The sequence below is a fragment of the Chryseobacterium sp. BIGb0232 genome, from assembly GCF_024810195.1.
In the GTDB taxonomy this organism is placed as follows: Bacteria; Bacteroidota; Bacteroidia; order Flavobacteriales; family Weeksellaceae; genus Chryseobacterium; species Chryseobacterium pennae.
The window spans coordinates 706,718-725,077 of record NZ_JANUEH010000001.1; the positions used below are offsets into that span (position 1 = coordinate 706,718).

7 protein-coding genes are annotated in these 18,360 nt (G+C 39.7%); all 7 read left to right on the plus strand.

Annotation, left to right across the window (positions count from 1 at the left end; all coding sequences use genetic code 11):
- The first annotated feature begins 107 nt into the window (after positions 1-107).
- The 7 genes from M2372_RS03035 to M2372_RS03065 all read left to right on the plus strand — a co-directional run bounded on the left by M2372_RS03035 (position 108) and on the right by M2372_RS03065 (position 18,338).
- A complete protein-coding gene (locus tag M2372_RS03035; RefSeq protein ID WP_123318406.1) occupies positions 108-1,436 on the plus strand; it encodes a hypothetical protein in 1,329 nt (442 codons plus the stop codon).
- Between the two features lie 147 nt (positions 1,437-1,583).
- Positions 1,584-2,597, plus strand: a complete 1,014-nt coding sequence (gene glsA, locus M2372_RS03040) for a glutaminase A (RefSeq protein WP_123318405.1) — start codon at positions 1,584-1,586, stop codon at positions 2,595-2,597.
- A gap of 972 nt (positions 2,598-3,569) precedes the next feature.
- Positions 3,570-10,607 (plus strand): type I polyketide synthase, encoded by a 7,038-nt coding sequence (locus tag M2372_RS03045; RefSeq protein ID WP_123318404.1) that lies wholly within the window; start codon positions 3,570-3,572, stop codon positions 10,605-10,607.
- Between the two features lie 19 nt (positions 10,608-10,626).
- On the plus strand, positions 10,627-14,883 hold the full coding sequence (locus tag M2372_RS03050) for a type I polyketide synthase (protein ID WP_123318403.1): 4,257 nt from the start codon (positions 10,627-10,629) through the stop codon (positions 14,881-14,883).
- Positions 14,871-15,170 (plus strand): acyl carrier protein, encoded by a 300-nt coding sequence (locus tag M2372_RS03055; protein WP_002977699.1) that lies wholly within the window; start codon positions 14,871-14,873, stop codon positions 15,168-15,170. The genes M2372_RS03050 and M2372_RS03055 overlap by 13 nt, the downstream gene beginning before the upstream one ends.
- Positions 15,161-15,943: an alpha/beta fold hydrolase gene (locus M2372_RS03060; protein WP_123318402.1), complete on the plus strand. Its 783-nt coding sequence runs from the start codon at positions 15,161-15,163 to the stop codon at positions 15,941-15,943. Before M2372_RS03055 ends, M2372_RS03060 begins: the two co-directional genes overlap by 10 nt.
- A complete protein-coding gene (locus tag M2372_RS03065; RefSeq protein ID WP_123318401.1) occupies positions 15,936-18,338 on the plus strand; it encodes a glycosyltransferase in 2,403 nt (800 codons plus the stop codon). Before M2372_RS03060 ends, M2372_RS03065 begins: the two co-directional genes overlap by 8 nt.
- Positions 18,339-18,360 lie beyond the last annotated feature (22 nt).

Here is an 18,360-nt window from a genome sequence, read left to right on the forward strand (position 1 = left end):
TTAGCCAAGCGCTGTACAAAGCATTTCTGTTTTAATTTCTCACTCAATCTGTATCCTTTGTACAATAAAAAGAACTTATTTTGCAACAAAAATAAAGCAACAGAAAAATGAAAAGATATTTCAGGGAAATAATGATTCTTTTGATAGTAGTACTGTCAAGATTACCTTTCATTTTTAATAGTCTCGGTTCAGATCTGGATGCCTGGAGAGAAGTCTATACAGGAAAAATATTGTATGAAGATCATATTTACAATGTTTCCCGTTTTCCCGGATATCCGTTTCCTGAATTTTTATATGCTTTAGTCTATGACAAGCCTTACTGGTACATCAATTTACTTTCGGTTTTATTTACTTTCGGATGTTCCTTATATCTTTTTAAGACTTTGAATCTTCTTAAAATACAGTCAGCCTTCCTCATTAGTATCGCATTCTCTTTTGTACCGGTTATTTATCTGAACAGTACAATCGCCATGGAATACAACTGGTCTTTGTTCTTTCTGCTGGGCAGCGTATATTATCTTCTGAAGAAAAACCTTTGGATAGCTGCATTGTTTTTTGGATTGATGGTAAGTGCCAGGTTCAATAATATTATTTTTCTGCCGGCCTTTCTTTTTCTTACGTATTTCTATACGGGAAAAGAAGTAAAAAAAAGTATTCTATTTTCAGTTCTGGCTTTTCTTTTTGCCGGTATTTTTTTCTCGCCTGTTTTCCTGAAATATGGATTTAATTTTTTCCAGAGTTCCGGAGATTCAGAATTCAACCTCACAAGTCTGTTGAGCCTGAGTACATTATATATCTATGGAGCCTTAGGAATTACCTCCATTATTTCAGGCTTAGGAATCCAACTCTTTACAGGAGGTTATCAGAAAATAAAAGAGGTACCCAGGAACCATTTTGCCTTATTCAGTATTCTAATCATCATTTTTAATCTGGTATTCTTTATTAAGTATCCACTGGAAGCAGGATATCTGATCCCTTCAGTTCCTTTTATCCTGATCCTCTTACAATACATCCTGAATGAAAAGCTACTGAAACCAGTATTATGCGTAATAGTTTTTTCTTCATTTTTAGTTCATATAACAGCCAATAAAATACAGATTAAAGGAAGTGTATTCAGCAATGAAGATTATGAAGATCAGCAATTAAAATATTGTAAAGATCTCATCGGGGAAATTCAGGTACATTCCGCCAATCAGCCTGCAGTTTTTCATTTAGGAAATTTTTCCGAACAGGTTTTATTCGTAGGAAATTTTGATAAAAAAAGCAATATAAAGATTGTTAAAAACCTTAGTCCCAAAGATGAGGAAGATATCATAAATAAAAAAATCCCCTTATACTATATCAATACAGGAGATGGAAAAATTGAAAATAACAAAACCCATATCCTGGACAAATATGGCACATTGTTTTATAAAGATTTTGAATTAAAAAGGTAAAAACCTTACTTCTCCAAGGGCATAATCAAAAACATACCATTCCCTTCTCCATCATTGCAACCCTCCCTAAACCTTGCATAAAAAATGAAATATATTATCTTTGTTTTTTCGAGGCTTATCTTAAACTTTTATTCGAAAATATTCTACATGAAAAAAAATAGCTTTTTATTTTCCGCTAAAGGAATTCTTATCGCAGGTTTTTTATCCTTAAATACAGTGATGTATGCTCAGAAAACAGCAGATCTTTCAACGATTTCAGAAAAAACTTTAAGCAGCATACTGGAGAAAAACAGAAATTATTATACACAGGGTAAAGTAGCGGATTATATTCCTGAACTGGGTAAAATGGACGCTAAAGCTATCGCCTTTTCTGTAGTGGATAAAACCGGTAAGGTATTCAGCACAGGAGACGTTCAAAAGAAATTCACCATGCAGAGCATTTCCAAAATCATTGCTTTAATGGTTGCCGTAAAAGAAAGAGGAGAAGCCAATGTCTTCGATAAAATGGGATATTTCGGATCAGACAGACCATTCAATCACTTTTCTAACCTGGAAACAACGGGTAAACCGCTTAATCCGATGATGAATGCGGGAGCAATCCTTACCACCTCTTTAATTTCCGGTGATGGGGAGAAACCATTCCTTAAAGTGTTGGATATGGTTCGGTACATCACGAAAAACACGACGATTGATTACAGCAAATCCGTCTATGAATCCGAAAAATCCACCGGACACCGTAACCGGGGCATGTTCTATATCATGAAAAACAGCGGACTGATTTCAGGAAACGAAGATCAGCTGGATAATTATTTCAAGCAGTGCTCTATTGAAGTTACCGCTGAAGACTTAGCCAAAATCGGATATTTCTTTGCCAATCAATGTGTGCGTTTCGATGGTGACACCCAATATAAAAATGCTGATGTTGCCCAACTGATAGAATCTCAAATGCTAACTGCCGGAATGTATGAATTCAGTGGAGAATACTCCCGAATGGTAGGCTTACCAAGCAAATCAGGAGTAGGTGGCGGAATTACCGTAAGTGTTCCCGGAAAAATGGGAATTGGCGTATTCAGCCCTGCTTTGGATCAACATGGAAACTCATTGGTTGGTTATCACATCATTTTAGACCTGGCCAAGCAATACAATTTGAGCATATTCTAAGAAGATAAAGATTATTTTTGATTATATAAAAATTGAAAGTAAACAATTTGCTACTATAATTAAACATTATCTTAACAAATCAAAACCTATAATTAATTCATGTAAATAAATCAAAAACATTAAAGAACAGGAATATTTATTACAGAATAATCAAATCGTCATTAAAATATACAAAGAGGACTCATTAATTGCAGTCCTCTTTTATTTTTAAATGAACCTGATAAAAAAAATCTATAATGATTAAAATTATCATTTCCTTAATCTTATACGTTAAATAATTCACAAAATACATTCTTCACTTTACCTCATATAGTATTCCAATTCAACCCCATGCAACACTAACTAATATTTTTGCGATATTTTCAAATTTACTTTTTGTAGATTTCATCGTAAAATCCGCATGTTATCTTTTTGTAATATAACAAAAACAAATCTCTTCTTTTTGAAATATCTTATTTTTTATTTCTATATTTGCTTAACATTTCTTTAACTATAATTATTTATTTTTATAGTTACACAGATTGTGCCGGCTTGTTTATAACGAATAAGAAAATAAACCATATACTTTTATAACATTTGAACAATTAACATTTGTTTGTTAAAAAATTATTATCGAATTTCATTTATGATTAAAAACATATCATAAATTTAATATTTTTATTCATGTATTACGAACAATTAATCTATACAACCATTAGATTGATGTTTTAATACAAAATCGCATATTATTATTTTAATACTAAGTGCAATGAAAAACTTGACCATTTTTAGGCTAATGCCTTTTGAAAAGCCGGACACCTACCTTCACTCTAATTACCTTAGGGAAAGCTATAATTTGTTGAATTATTTTCAACAATCAAGCCATACTTTTAAAAATATAACAAATACCAATTTTATGATTTTGTCATAAGCATCTCTCTTTGTATCAAAGACTTATGCACTATCACAAAATCCTTACTAACATATCACGCCATGAAAAACCTAACCATTATTGGACTAACGCCTTTTGAAAAGCCAGACGTCAACCTTATGCCTAAATTGCATCAGGCAGGTGTATTTCCTGTTCTCAGCTTAGGCCAAGAGTTAACGACCGCCCAGGCAGTACTTAGTCAACTGGAAGAAACAACCCTACCCTCTTATGGTATTTATGTTTCTAATGAAAAATTTTCAGATCTTCCGCTTCCTGAAAATGTAAGGTTTGCGATCTTACCATTCGGGATGAAGGTTACTCAAAATCCGGAACTGGATATTATCTATCAGGTAACCAGCTTAGAAGAAGCTAAACAAGCTGAACAATCAGGAGCCAAAGGAATCATCATCAAAGGAAATGAAGCCGGAGGTCAAATCGGCTACGAATCTACATTTGTATTGTTCCAGCGTATTATTAATGAAATCAAAAGCATTCCGGTGTGGGTACAGGGGGGAATAGGACTCCATACTGCCGCAGCCGTGAAAGCTTTGGGTGCCACAGGAATTGTACTGGATAGCCAACTGGCTTTATTCCCTGAAAGTTCTGTTCCAAAGGACATAAAAGAATTGTGTTCAAAACTTAACGGAACTGAGACTAAGATCATTGCCAATCACCGTGTATTGGTAAGACCCAACTCACCTTCATTACCGGACAATATTACAGCTGAAGACCTTAAACAGCATTTTAAAGATCTTGATATCAGCAAGAGCTACATCCCAATGGGACAGGATATTTCCCTTGCAACTGATCTTTATGAAGAGTTCAGAACACTGAAAAAACTTGCATTTGGTTTAAAAGAGGCTATGTATGGTCACCTGAAACAAGCTAAAGCTCTTCAGGTTATTGATCAGAACAACCCGTTAGCACAGGATCTTGGATTAACATATCCCATTGCACAGGGACCAATGACCCGTGTAAGTGATGTTCCCGGATTTGCCAATGCTGTTGCAGAAGCAGGAGCTTTGCCATTTGTTGCCTTATCATTACTGAAAGGAAACTCAGCCAAGTCTTTGGTTATGGAAACTAAAGAACTGGCAGGTAACAAAACCTGGGGTGTAGGTATTTTAGGATTTGCCCCTCAGGAATTAAGAGACGAACAAACCTCTTATATCCTTGAAGCCCAGCCACCAGTAGTCCTGATCGCAGGTGGAAGACCGGCACAGGCCAAAGTATTTGAAAAAGCAGGAATAAAGACATTCCTTCACGTTCCATCTCCTGCCCTGTTGGATATTTTCCTTAAAGAAGGAGCAAAGAGTTTTATTTTCGAAGGCCGTGAATGCGGTGGGCACGTAGGTCCGTTATCCAGCACAGTTCTTTGGGAAAAGCAAATTGAACGTATATTAAAAGAAGACCATCCGGAAAATATTACCGTATTTTTTGCTGGTGGAATCCATAATGATTTCTCAACAGCATTCGTTTCTATCATGGCTGCTCCATTAGCTGCCAGAGGGGTAAAAGTGGGTGTATTGATGGGAACTGCTTACCTGTATACTCAGGAAGCCGTACAAACCGGAGCCATTCAGGAAGAATTCCAGTTACAGGCAATGCAGGCTAAAGATACTGTCTTATTAGAAACAGCTCCGGGACACGAAACCCGTTGTTTAAATACATCATTTGCTGACCACTTCAATACCGAGAAAGCTAAACTTTTAGCAGCCGGAACAGATAAAAAAGAAGTTTGGGAAAAGCTGGAAAAACTTAACGTAGGCCGTTTAAGAATTGCTGCTAAAGGAATAGAACGCCAGGGAGATCAATTAGTAAACATTCCTAAAGATGATCAGTTAGATCTTGGAATGTACATGATTGGTCAGATTGCAACGATGCAAAACAAAGTGCTTACTCTGGAAGAACTTCACCAAAACGTAAGTATTGGCAATTACGAATATATTCAAAATGCTGAGTTATCTGAACCACCAACATCAAGCGAAAAACCATTAGACATTGCCATTGTCGGAATGGAATGTATTTTCCCTGGCGCTAAAAATCTGGATGAATTCTGGAGAAATATTATCTTAGGAAAAGACAGTGTTACCGAAGTTCCGGACGAAAGATGGAATAAAGATCTTTACTATAAACCGGATTCAGACGAATCCGATGTATCCCATTCAAAATGGGGTGGTTTTATTCCGAAAATTGATTTTGATCCGCTTACATTTGGCATTCCGCCACAATCTCTTGCTGCTATTGAACCTACCCAATTGCTTACGTTATTGGTAGCAAAACGCGCGATGGAAGATGCTGGATATGGTGAAAAACATATTAATAGAGAAAACATCTCTGTAATTATCGGTGCCGAAGGTGGTAACGATCTTGCTAACAGCTATAGTTTCAGAGGCTTTTATAAACAAGTCTTTGGAGAACTTCACGAAGAAGTAAAAGAGGCATTCCCACATACCACAGAGGATTCTTTCCCTGGTATTTTGGCCAATGTGATCGCAGGTAGGATTACGAATCGCCTGGATCTTGGAGGAAGAAACTTTACTGTAGATGCAGCATGTGCTTCTTCTTTGGCTGCCCTCGATTTAGCCTGTCAGGAACTTGCACTGGGTAAATCAGATATGGTTCTTGCCGGAGGTGCAGACTTACACAACGGTATCAACGATTACCTGATGTTCTCCAGTACTCACGCTCTTTCCAGAAAAGGAAGATGTGCTACATTCGACAGTGAAGCAGACGGGATTGCCCTTGGAGAAGGAATTGCTATCCTTGTTTTAAAAAGATATGAAGACGCTATCAACGATGGCGACCGTATTTACTCTGTAATCAAAGGAGTGGGCGGATCCAGTGACGGTAAAGCGTTAGGTCTTACTGCACCAAGAAAAATTGGCCAGGTAAGAGCCTTAGAACGTGCCTATACTCAGGCAGGAATTAGTGCTGCCTCTGTAGGATTGGTAGAAGCTCACGGTACAGGAACTGTGGTTGGAGATAAAACAGAATTAAGTGCTTTAACGAATCTATTCAGTCGTTCAGGTGCTTTACCGGGACAGACGCATTTAGGTTCTGTGAAGACCCAAATTGGGCATACCAAATGTGCTGCAGGATTAGCAGGTTTAATCAAAGCTTCTTTAGCGGTTTACCATGGAGTGAAACCTCCTACCCTTCACCTTAAACAGCCTAATGCTTATTATAACGCAGCAACCAGCCCATTCTCTTTCCATGCTGAAACAGGATTATGGACTGAAAAGAACCGTTATGCAGGAGTCAGTGCCTTTGGATTCGGAGGGACAAACTTCCACACAGTAATTGCTAACCATCCGAAGAAGGATGATTCTATTGCAATGCAGTCATGGCCTTCAGAATTATTTGTATTCCGCGGGGATACTTATGAAGAAGCAAAAGGACAGTCAGCTCAAATCAAAACATTATTGGAAATCAATGATGAAATTCCATTAAAAGATATCGCGTACAGTTTAAGTATCACTTCAGAAAAGCCAATTCAGTTCAGTATTGTTGCGGACACTGCAGTTGACCTGATGATGAAAATTGAATTAGTATTGCTGGGGATAGAGACTAAAGATACTTTCACTGTCAGTAAAAAAGAAGGTAAAGTAGCGTTCACATTCCCTGGACAAGGAAGCCAGAGAATCAACATGGCCCGTGATCTGTTCGTAGTATTCCCGGCTATGCGTAAAGTGATTGATAACTATCCTGAACTTGAAAAAGTAGTTTTCCCTTCAACAACATTCAATGAAGCGGATTTAAAACAACAGAAAGAAACTATAAAAGACACCCGTTTAGCACAACCGCTTTTAGGAATTGTTGATCTTGCATTGGCTAAATTCTTAGAATCACTAGGAATTGTTCCTGATATGTTAGCCGGTCATAGCTACGGAGAATTGCCAGCCCTATGCTTCTCAGGAGTATTTGCTGAAGATAAACTGGTTGACTTAAGTATTCAAAGAGCACAATCTATTTTAAATTCAGTAGAAGGCGGAGATCCGGGTTCAATGTTAGCTGCAAGCGCTACTCACGAACGTTTACAGCCGATCATTGCCAAAGTGGAAGGATGCTATCCTGTTAACTTCAATGCTCCTACTCAATGTGTGATTGCAGGAAGTACACCAGCCATCAATACGTTATTGGAAGTCCTTAAACAGGAAGGTATTTCTGCTAAAAAACTGGAGGTTGCGTGTGCATTCCACAGCCCGTTATTGGCAAAATCAAAAGATTTATATGCTGATGTATTAAAAGACGTTCCTTTTGAAGAAATGCAGATTCCTGTATGGTCTAATACAACAGCACAAGTATATCCATCGAATCCTTCGAACATCAAAGAAAGATTGACTGACCACCTGGTACAGCCAGTAAGATTCGTGGAGCAGATGCAGGCGATGTATAACGATGGAGCAAGAATCTTCATCGAGGTAGGACCAGGAAAGGTTCTTACAGGATTGGCGAAATCATGTATTGAAAAAGATCAGTTAACCTTATATGTTGAAGACAGCAGCCGTAATAAATTCACCCATCTATTATGCATGTTAGCTCAGTATTTAGGAACCGGACGCAACTTCAATATTGAAAAACTTTTCGATGGCCGCTTCGTTCAGCTTGTTGATATCAATCAGCCTGAACTGTACAAGAAAAGCCCAGCCATCTGGCGTGTTAACGGACAAGCTGCACATCCGACAACAGGTTCACTGCCTGCTAATGGTGCGCTCCCTATCATAAACCCTATTCCTATGAACAATTTTACGACTCATAATACGCAACCTCCTGCACCGGAAGGCCTATCTACGGCAGAACGTATGCTGCAGGAATATTTAAACAGCATGAAATTAATGATACAGGCACAACGTGATGTGATGCTTTCCTTTATGGGACAGAATCCTCAGGTGAACCCAATGCCTGTTTATAATACACCACCGCCGGCTCATGCTCCTGAACGTACAATACCTGTACAACAGGTTCAACAAGCGACAACAGTTGCAGCTACTGCTGTTGTTGTAAAAGCTGCTCCAACAAGAGATATCAAAGCTTTATTACTTCAGGTTGTAAGTGATAAAACAGGATATCCTCAGGAAATGCTGGGCATGGAAATGGATCTTGAAGCTGATTTAAGTATCGACTCTATCAAAAGAGTGGAAATCATCGGAACGCTTCGTAACGAACTGGGAACATTGGCTAAAGGCAATACCAATGAAGATATGGTGATGGAACAACTGGCAGGAATCAAAACCCTGAGCGGATTAGTTTCATGGCTTACTGAATTCTCAGGAGCAGATACAACACCAGCAGCTCCTGAAACAAACGGAACTTCAGCTGAAGCAGCTTCAACACCACAAGCAAAAGCGACTTTATCATTAGAAGACCTTCAAAATGCTATCCTAAATATCGTAAGCGAAAAAACAGGATATCCGAAAGAAATGCTAGGTCTAGATTTAGATTTAGAAGCAGACCTTAGTATCGATTCTATCAAGCGTATGGAAATCATCGCTGATCTTAAAAACAAGATCGGTTTTGGTGAAAACCTTGAACAGGCTGATGATGTAATGGAAAAACTGGCAGCGATCAAAACACTTCGTGGATTGGCTAGCTGGATCAGTGAAATGAGCGGTGATACTAGTGAAATAAAAAATGAAGTAAAGCAAGAAGTAACTTCTGAAGCTACAAACAATGTATTATCACGTCTTCGTTTTGATATCACTCCTACAGATGCATCTTCAGTACAAAATACAGAGGTTCTGCAAGGAAAACGTTTTGCAATCACTCAGGATGACAGCCAACAAACCTCAGCGATTAAAGCTGAATTGGAAAAACATGGAGCTATCGTAGAATTGGTAGATGCAGATAAAGATCTTTCCAATGTTGATGGACTAATCATGTTAGACTTATTCTCAGCTACGGATAAACCAAGCATTATTGATCATGTTGATTTAATTAAAAAACTTGATTTTGATAAAGTAAAATGGGTATATCTTATTTCTGATATCCCTGCCCATATTCAGGAAATCAATGATGTAAGCGTATTGCGTCATCACCAGGGTTACCCAGGACTTTTCAAAAGTTTAGCTAGAGAATTTGATAACACAACTTGCAGATTAATCAGCTTGAGCAGTCCTCAGGAAGTAGATCAGATCGCTGAAATCACTTTAAAGGAAATCCTTACCAATGATAAACCTGCTGAAGTAATTTATAAAAACGAAAAAAGACATAAGGTAGATATTATCCCTTCCCCATTGTCAACAAGCTTAAGTGAAGCCCACATTCAGCTAGATCAGAAATCTGTAGTACTGGTACTGGGAGGAGCGCAAGGAATCACTGCAGAATTGGTGAAACATATGTCTCAGGCTTATCCATGTACTTATATTTTAGTTGGAAGATCAGCAGACCCAAGAAATGAGGCTTCTGCAAAAGAATTCGAAGGAATGAAGACGAAAGAAGAAATCAGAGCATTCCTGATTAAATCTGGAAAATTCACTTCTCCTGCTGAAATCGAAAAAGAAACAACAAAAGTGTTCAAAAACAATCAGATCCTACGCACGATCCGTGATATGGAAGCACTTGGAAACACTATTATTTATCAGTCATTAGACCTTTGTGACGAAGAAGGATTAAGCAACCTGATCAGCGGTATTTATGAAAAATACAACCGTTTAGATGGGGTGATTCACGGAGCAGGGCTTTTAGAAGATAAATTGTTCAAACAAAAAACAACTTCATCTTTCGGACGTGTATTTGATACCAAAGTAAAACCACTTCGTGTATTGGCTGAACAGCTTCGTACGGACTGTCAGTTTGTAGTATTATTCTCAAGTATCGCATCGGTATATGGTAATAAAGGACAGACAGATTATGCGGCTGCCAACAGTGTATTAGATGATTACGCTAACGCTCTGAATAAAAGATTAAAAGGAAAAGTAATCTCCATCAATTGGGGCCCTTGGAAAGGTGCCGGAATGGTTTCTTCCACCCTTGAATCTGAATACGAACGTAGAGGAATCTCTATGATCCCATTGGATGAAGGAAAAGAAATTTTCCTTAACGAAATAAAATACGGAACTGAAAGCCAAGTGCTGATCATGTCAGGAAATAATTGGTAAACTCTGTATTAAACTAAGTATGAAAAAAACAGATGTTGCTGTAGTTGGACTATCCTGCGTCTTTCCCGGGGCGCAGGATGCCCATACTTTTTGGCAGAATATTGTCAATAAAGTAGACTCTACCCAATCCGCTCCGGCTGATCGGATAGATCCGGTGCATTTTAGTGATGCCACCAACCCTGTCGATCGTTTCTATTGCAAACGAGGCGGGTTTATTCCTGATTATGAGTTTGATCCTACCAGCTTTGGTATTTTACCCCTTGCGGTAGAAGGAACAGAACCCGATCATTTACTGACCCTTGATTTAGTTCAGAAAGCTTTGGAAGATGCCGGAGTATTTCAAAAGAATACTTCCCTTGAAAAAGCAGGAATTATCATCGGAAAAGGAAATTATACCGGGCCGGGAGCTACCCGTGCCATTGAAATTGTAAGAACCGGAGAACAGATTTCCTCTTTATTGCAGGAATTGCTGCCTCAGGTATCTTCTGCTGATATCGAAAAAGTAAAACATGCGTTCCAGGAAAGAAAAGGACGTTTCGCTGCTGATACTGCCATGGGATTGATTCCTAATCTGGTAGCTTCATTGGTCGCCAACCGCTTTGATCTTGGAGGCGTTGCTTTTACTGTGGATGCCGCTTGTGCCAGTGCTTTAATCGCTGTAGATCATGCAGTACAGGAACTTCAGAGAGGGCGTTCCGACATGATGATCGCAGGAGGAGTTCACACCGGACAAAATGCTGCGTTCTGGAGTATTTTCGCTCAATTGGGAGCAATGTCTCGCCAGGAACAGATCAAACCTTTCAGTATGGATGCTGATGGATTGCTGATTGGAGAAGGTTGTGGTTTCGTCGTGTTAAAACGACTGGAAGACGCTGTTCGCGATCAGGATAAAATCTATGCAGTGATCAAAGGGGTGGGTGTCAGTAGTGATGGTAATGGAACCAGCGTGATGAGCCCATCCGTAAAAGGACAGTTAAAAGCATTAGAACAAGCCTGGATCAATGCTGATCTGGATAAAAATAAAGTAGGTTACCTGGAAGCCCATGGTACTGGAACTCCGCTTGGAGATAAAACAGAACTTCAGACCTTAGCACAGTTCTTTGGGAAAGAAGAAGCGGCCCCGGTAGCAGGAATCGGTTCTGTAAAATCCAATATCGGGCATGCCATGCCGGCTGCAGGAATCGCAGGATTAATTAAAACCTGTCTGGCTTTACACCACGATACTTTACCGCCAACCTTATACTGTGAAAATCCTACTGCAGACATGCAGAGCACAAGATTTGAGCCTGTACAGGAAGCCAAAAACTGGTCAAAAACCGGACTGCCAAAAGTAGCAGCAGTCAACGCTTTCGGATTTGGAGGAATCAATGCACACGTTGTTCTGGAAGGCTATGATATGCCAAAAAAAGACAAAGTATTGCTATTGGCAAGACCTACTCACGCAGAACTCGTTGCTGCATTAAAAAATAATCAAACAACAACAGGAGAAGGAGATTTCAGAGTAGCCATATTCGATCCCACACCTGCAAGAATAGAAAAAGCCCTTAAAATTGTTTCTAAAAACCTGATCTGGAAAAATAAACAGGACATTTGGTACACTTCTACCCCATTATTAAAAGATGGTGGTAAAGTAGCCTTTGTATTCCCTGGTTTGGATGGTCTGGCAAAAGGTGAAGTGGAAAGTGTAAGTCGTTATTTCGGATTAACAGCGCCTATAGAAACAGAAGGCGAAGGCCTTTTAACCGATGCTTTAAACATCTTCAATACCTGTAGTATCCTTGATAATTCATTGAAAAAACTGGGAATTATCCCGGATATGAATGCAGGACACAGTTTAGGAGAATGGCTGGCAGGATATTCATCTGAGCTGGCAGAAGCCAATTCTGTAAAAGCACTAATTGATGTATTGAATCCGGAAACTTTCGAATTAAAAGATTCCAAATTCATTGCCATTGGAGCCGGAATTGATGTCGTACAGCCTTTTATTGCTGAAATTTCAGACCTGTATGTTTCCAATGACAATTGTCCTAATCAGGTGATTCTTTGCGGAAGCAATGCGGCATTGGATGAATTGGTTCCGCAATTAAAATCAAAACAGATCTTCCATCAGGTACTGCCCTTCCAATCCGGATTCCACTCTCCTTTTATCGCTGATAAACTAGATGTGATCCTTGCCGGAATGGAAAAAGCACAATTCCAGAAAACGAAGATCCCGTTATGGTCTGCCACTACATTAGAACCTTATCCGGCAGATCAGGCAGCCATCAGAAAACTGAGTGCAGAGCATTTGGTAGAACCTGTTCGTTTCCGTGAACTGACGGATAAACTATATGAAGAAGGCGCAAGAGTATTCATTCAGGTGGGTACCGGCGGTCTGATCGGATTTATTGATGATACCTTGAAAGGAAAAGCATTCAGTACGATTGCTTCCAGTGTTCCTGCCCGTTCTGCATTGGCACAGTTACAACGTGTTGTCGCTTCGTTATTTGTAGAAGGTAAAACCGTTGCACTTGACTTTCTAGAGCTTCAGCAGCATTCAAAAAAATCATCAGGTAAAGGGATAAAGCTGGAATTAGGCTCCCCTATTATCCGAAATTTTAAAGAAGTAAAAGCATTAGCTCCATCCTTTGAAACACCAAAACAATATACAGCAACAGCTTCAGCTATTGCTACAAAATCAGGACATCCGCTTGTACAGGCATTCCAGGACAACGTTACGGATATGATCCGCATGCAGGAAGAAGTCCTGACTTTATTCCAGAACCGTCCGGAAATCACCATTCCACGTCCGGCTCCTGTAGGACAGCAGGTTGTGCCAAAAGCACCAAAAAGCACAACCTTCTCAAAAGATCTGTATGTGACACTTGAAAGTCATCCATACCTGATCGATCACAGCTTATTGAGACAGCCTAAAGGATGGGCTCATGTAGCCGATATGGAACCGGTCATTCCGATGACTATGATCTTTGAACAACTTGCTGAAATTGCAGAAGCGGAAATCCCGGGGACACAGGTTCATAAAATCATGAATGTAAGCGTATTCCAATGGATGAACGTAGCTCAACCTTTTGAGAAAACCGTAAAAGGACAATGGCGTGGCGAAAACCATGCATATCTGGATATTGAAAACTTCGCCAATGCTGAAGTGATCTTAAAATCTTCACCTGTCCCTACTCCAACGTTCAACCTTTCTGTTGGTGATCTTTTACCGATTGAAAGAACGCCTGAAGAAATCTATGATGCTCACATGTTCCATGGCGATAAATACCAGGGAATTACGGAAGTTTCAGCGGTTGGAAATAAAGGAATCGTTGGAAAGATCAAAGGAAATGGCGGAAAAGGATCTCTGTTAGACAATGCCGGACAGTTATTCGGGCTTTGGTTACAGCTTACCTTGGTGAAAGACCGTATCGCCTTCCCGGTGAAGATCAGAGACATTGAATTCTTTGGTGATATGCACGATCAGGAAGGTATTTTTGAATGTACCTGTATGCTGACCGAGCTTAATGATGAATTTGCCATTGCAGATATCATCCTGAAAAGAGACGGAAAAGTATGGTGTGCGATCACAGGCTGGCAGAACAGAAGACTGGAAATTGATGCCGCTTTATGGAATGTTTCCATGTCGCCATTACACAACCGTCTTTCTGAAGAGATTGCTCCTGAAGTATTCTTCTTCCACCAGGCCTATACCAGAGTCGCTTCATGGGATTTTATCCTGAAAAGATATTTCAACCAAACGGAAAAACAGCATCACCAGCAATTATTACCCAACAAGAAGAAAAACTGGATGGTAAGCCGTGTTGCGGTGAAAGATGCCGTTAGAAACCTTCTTCGTCAGGAAAAAAATCATGCGTGCTTCCCTATCACCTTTGAAATCCGCTCTGATGAAGTAGGAAAACCTTACCTCATCAGTGATTTCACAGAAGACATTCATATTTCACTCGCTCACAAAGGAAAAGAAGCTGTGGGTATTGCGAGATATGGCCAATCTGTAGGAATCGATATGGAACTCATAGAAGAACGCAGCGAAGGATTCTATGATCTGGTATTTACAGACCATGAATTAGCTTTATTAAAAGGAAAAGATCAGGCAGAATGGACGACTCGTTTCTGGGTCGCCAAAGAAGCCTACGGAAAGTTCTTAGGAACCGGACTGAAAGGGAATCCAAAAGCCTTCGAAATCGAACTTATAAAAGATGATCACTTGTGGATCAACAATATTGAAATCAAAACTGTTAAACATAAAAATTATATTATCGGATGGACACTGTAAACGCAACATTAAAAATGAACCACGAAGAACTTTTTACTTTATTAAAAGGTTTTATTACTGAAGTGATAGGTGCTGAATTTGTAGAGGAGATGGACATTACTCCGGAAAGTTCATTCACCAAAGATCTTGAAATGGACAGCATCGAGATTGTCTCTTTCTCTGAAAAGATCAAGGCGCATTTTGGCGATCAGATCGACTTTACAGGTTGGTTATCTTCTATGGATCTTGACCAGCTTATTAATCTTGACCTTAGTATGATCATCAATTATATCTACGAATGCCAATAATCACTGTCAATAATAAACAAGTTCATATACAGGAACTCAACAAAGGAGCCGAACAAACCGTGGTACTGATCCACGGTATGTTCAGTAACCTGTCCATTTATTATTTTAATATTGCCCCTATTCTGGCAAAACATTTCCATGTGGTGATGTACGATCTGAAAAGTCACGGGATGAGTGAACGCTTTTTGGATGGGTACGACCTTGATAACATGTCATCCGATCTGATGGGTTTAATGGATCACCTTCAACTGGAAAAAGTACATCTTACAGGCTATAGCTTCGGTGGTCTTATTGCTTTGAAAACAGCATTAACATACCCTGAACGTGTCAATCAACTCGTAGTGATGGAAGCTCCGGATCCTCAGGACGAAAAAGCAAGGAATATCATTGATGAATACAGCAAGGAATTTCTTGAGCATTATGTAGCCAATTTTACAGATACTACCAAAGTCCAGATGGGTAAAAGACAAATGGAAAAGAACCATCGTATGTATGAGTTTCTGTTTAACCAAACCAGCATCAAAGCAGATATGATTAAAGAAAAGCATTTCCTTGGTGAAGCGGAGTTCAATCAACTGAAAGCTTCTACTTTACTGCTTTACGGTGTAGATTCCAACTGTAGACCTACAGGAGAATGGTTGCAGTCTCAAATCGGTTCAGCCGAACTTGAATTAATTTCCGGCGATCACAATATTCCCATCCAGGAACCTCAGCTCATCGCAGAGACGATCGCTCAGTTTTTATCTAATATCTTAACGAAGAACCATGGCTAAATTTGCATTTATAGTTCCCCCCTTGACAGGACATGTCAATCCTACCCTAAGCATCGGTGCTACACTGTTGGAAAGAGGGCATGAAGTAGCCTGGATCAGCCTTGACCCAACTTTAGAGGCTAAACTTCCCGAGGGCGGAAAATTATTACTGATCCAATACGATCAGACCGACGAAGAAAAGAAAGAAAGCGAACAATATCTTGATATTATTTCCAAAAAAGTAGTGTATGGAATCGACAGTGTGAAGTTCCTTTACGAAGAGGTGCTTATCCCGCTGAACAGACATTGCTATAATGGAATTGTTTCTTTATTAAAAACATACCAACCCGATTTAATCATCGGTGACCATCAGTTATTTGCGGCGCCGATAGCTGCCAAAGCATTAGGAATTCCTTGTGCGACTTCCGTTACCGCTCCGGCTGCCATTAAGATCATGAATGAGCTGCCAAAAGTACACGAATGGGAAGTGAATCAAATCATCGATTTACAAAAAGAACTAGGCTTCAACGAGGAACGCTCTCTGGCGACTTCAGATCTGTTGACCCTTGTTTTAACTTCAACTTATTTCTTTGGTGAAATGGATGATCTAGCCCCTCAATATCAATTCACAGGGCCAGTTCTTACAGAACGTCGTATCTCATGTGAATTTGATTGGGACAGACTAAAAAGTGCCACCAATAAAAAGATTTTAGTAAGCATTGGAACTACTTTTGATCACGATCATAAAAAAGCATTCTTCCAAAAGGTAATGGATGCTTTTAAAGATGAAGATTTAACGGTTGTGGTGGTTTCTGATCCACAACTTTTCGAGCAGTGGCCGGACAACTTTATGGTGTATCAGCAGGTTCCACAATTGGATCTGTTACCTCATCTTGATGGTGTGGTTTGCCATGGCGGTCACAATACCGTTTCTGAAACCTTATCCAACGGAATTCCTTTGGTAGTCATTCCTATCGCGTATGACCAGTCGCATGTTGCAGGACGTGTGGTGCGTACAGAAGCAGGTGAAAGACTTAATTTCAACCGATTTAAAGCCAATCATCTGAGAGAGGCAGTACAGCAAATTTTAAATAACCCGAGCTACCGTGAGGCCGCTCAAAAAGTAGGACAATCTTTTATGGAAGCAGGAGGAGCATCTACAGCAGCTAATTTATTGGAGACGGCTATTACTAAAGCCTCAAAACACGAAAAACCATCTAAATTTTTATTCGTTGTTCCGCCGTTTTTCGGACATGTAAGCCCTACTTTAAGTGTGGGAGCCAGTCTGATTGCCCGTGGCCACGAAGTAAAATGGTTCGGAATTACTCCCTTAGACAACAAACATATTCCTGAAGGTGGTTCTTATTACTATCCGGAAGAAGACCTTTTTCCTTATCAGGATGAAATTGCCCGTATTTTAAAAAGACAGGATGACGGACCAGCGTGTTCAGGTCCTGAAGTCATGAAACTGGCATTGGAAGAAACCTATGTTCCTTTCGCTAAAATGATGATGCCAGGATTAACAAGATTAACAGAAAGCTGGATGCCTGATGTGATCGTGAACGACTGTATCACTTTCGGAGGTGCGCTTTTCGCACACAAACATAATATTCCTTGTGTAACCACAACACCCGTTCCGCCGGATGTAATGGGAGATACTGAAAAAAGTGCCCCTAAAATCTGGGAATGGCAGCAAAACTTAATCAAAGACTTACAAAAAGAAGTAGGCATTCACGAAGAAGGAATTTATATTCATTCTCATAAACTGAATATGGTCTTTACTTCACAGGCTTTTGCAGGTTTTGATACGGTGCCATCACATATGAAATTTGTAGGCCCGGTAAAAGGACGTCCAAACGATGCTCCATTTGACTGGGATAAATTAAATGCCTCTACCACTCCAAAGATCTTCGTATCCCTGGGAACTTTATTGGTAGACATCAGAAAAGCATTCTTCGAAAAGATCATCGCTGCATTTAAAGATCAACCAGTAACAGTGATTGCTGCTACTCCACCGGAAATCTTTGAAGAATGGCCGGAGAATTTCATCGTAAACAGCTTTGTTCCTCAATCTGCGGTAATGCAAAGAATGGATATGGTAATCTGCCACGGTGGTTTCAATACCGTAAACGACACCTTCCGTAATGGTTTACCGATGTTAATTACTCCTATTGCTTACGATCATTTCCATATTGCGAAATTAATTGAGCAGGCAGGTTGCGGAATCAGCATCCGATACAAAAGACTTCGTGTAGATGCCCTTCGTGAAACTGTTTTCGAATTACTGGAAAACCCTAAATACAGAACTGCTGCCCAAGAGGTTCAGAATACCTTTAATCTTGCCGGAGGTAATGATAAAGCGGTAGAATTGCTGGAAAACTTTGTACAGGAACATTCCACATTAGCTTCTGTATAGCCTATGAAATCGCCATGATTTA

Coding starts and splice junctions, on each gene's coding strand:
- M2372_RS03035 (WP_123318406.1), top strand. CDS start 108: ATGAAAAGATATTTCAGGGAAATAATGATTCTTTTGATAGTAGTACTG.
- glsA (WP_123318405.1), top strand. CDS start 1,584: ATGAAAAAAAATAGCTTTTTATTTTCCGCTAAAGGAATTCTTATCGCA.
- M2372_RS03045 (WP_123318404.1), top strand. CDS start 3,570: ATGAAAAACCTAACCATTATTGGACTAACGCCTTTTGAAAAGCCAGAC.
- M2372_RS03050 (WP_123318403.1), top strand. CDS start 10,627: ATGAAAAAAACAGATGTTGCTGTAGTTGGACTATCCTGCGTCTTTCCC.
- M2372_RS03055 (WP_002977699.1), top strand. CDS start 14,871: ATGGACACTGTAAACGCAACATTAAAAATGAACCACGAAGAACTTTTT.
- M2372_RS03060 (WP_123318402.1), top strand. CDS start 15,161: ATGCCAATAATCACTGTCAATAATAAACAAGTTCATATACAGGAACTC.
- M2372_RS03065 (WP_123318401.1), top strand. CDS start 15,936: ATGGCTAAATTTGCATTTATAGTTCCCCCCTTGACAGGACATGTCAAT.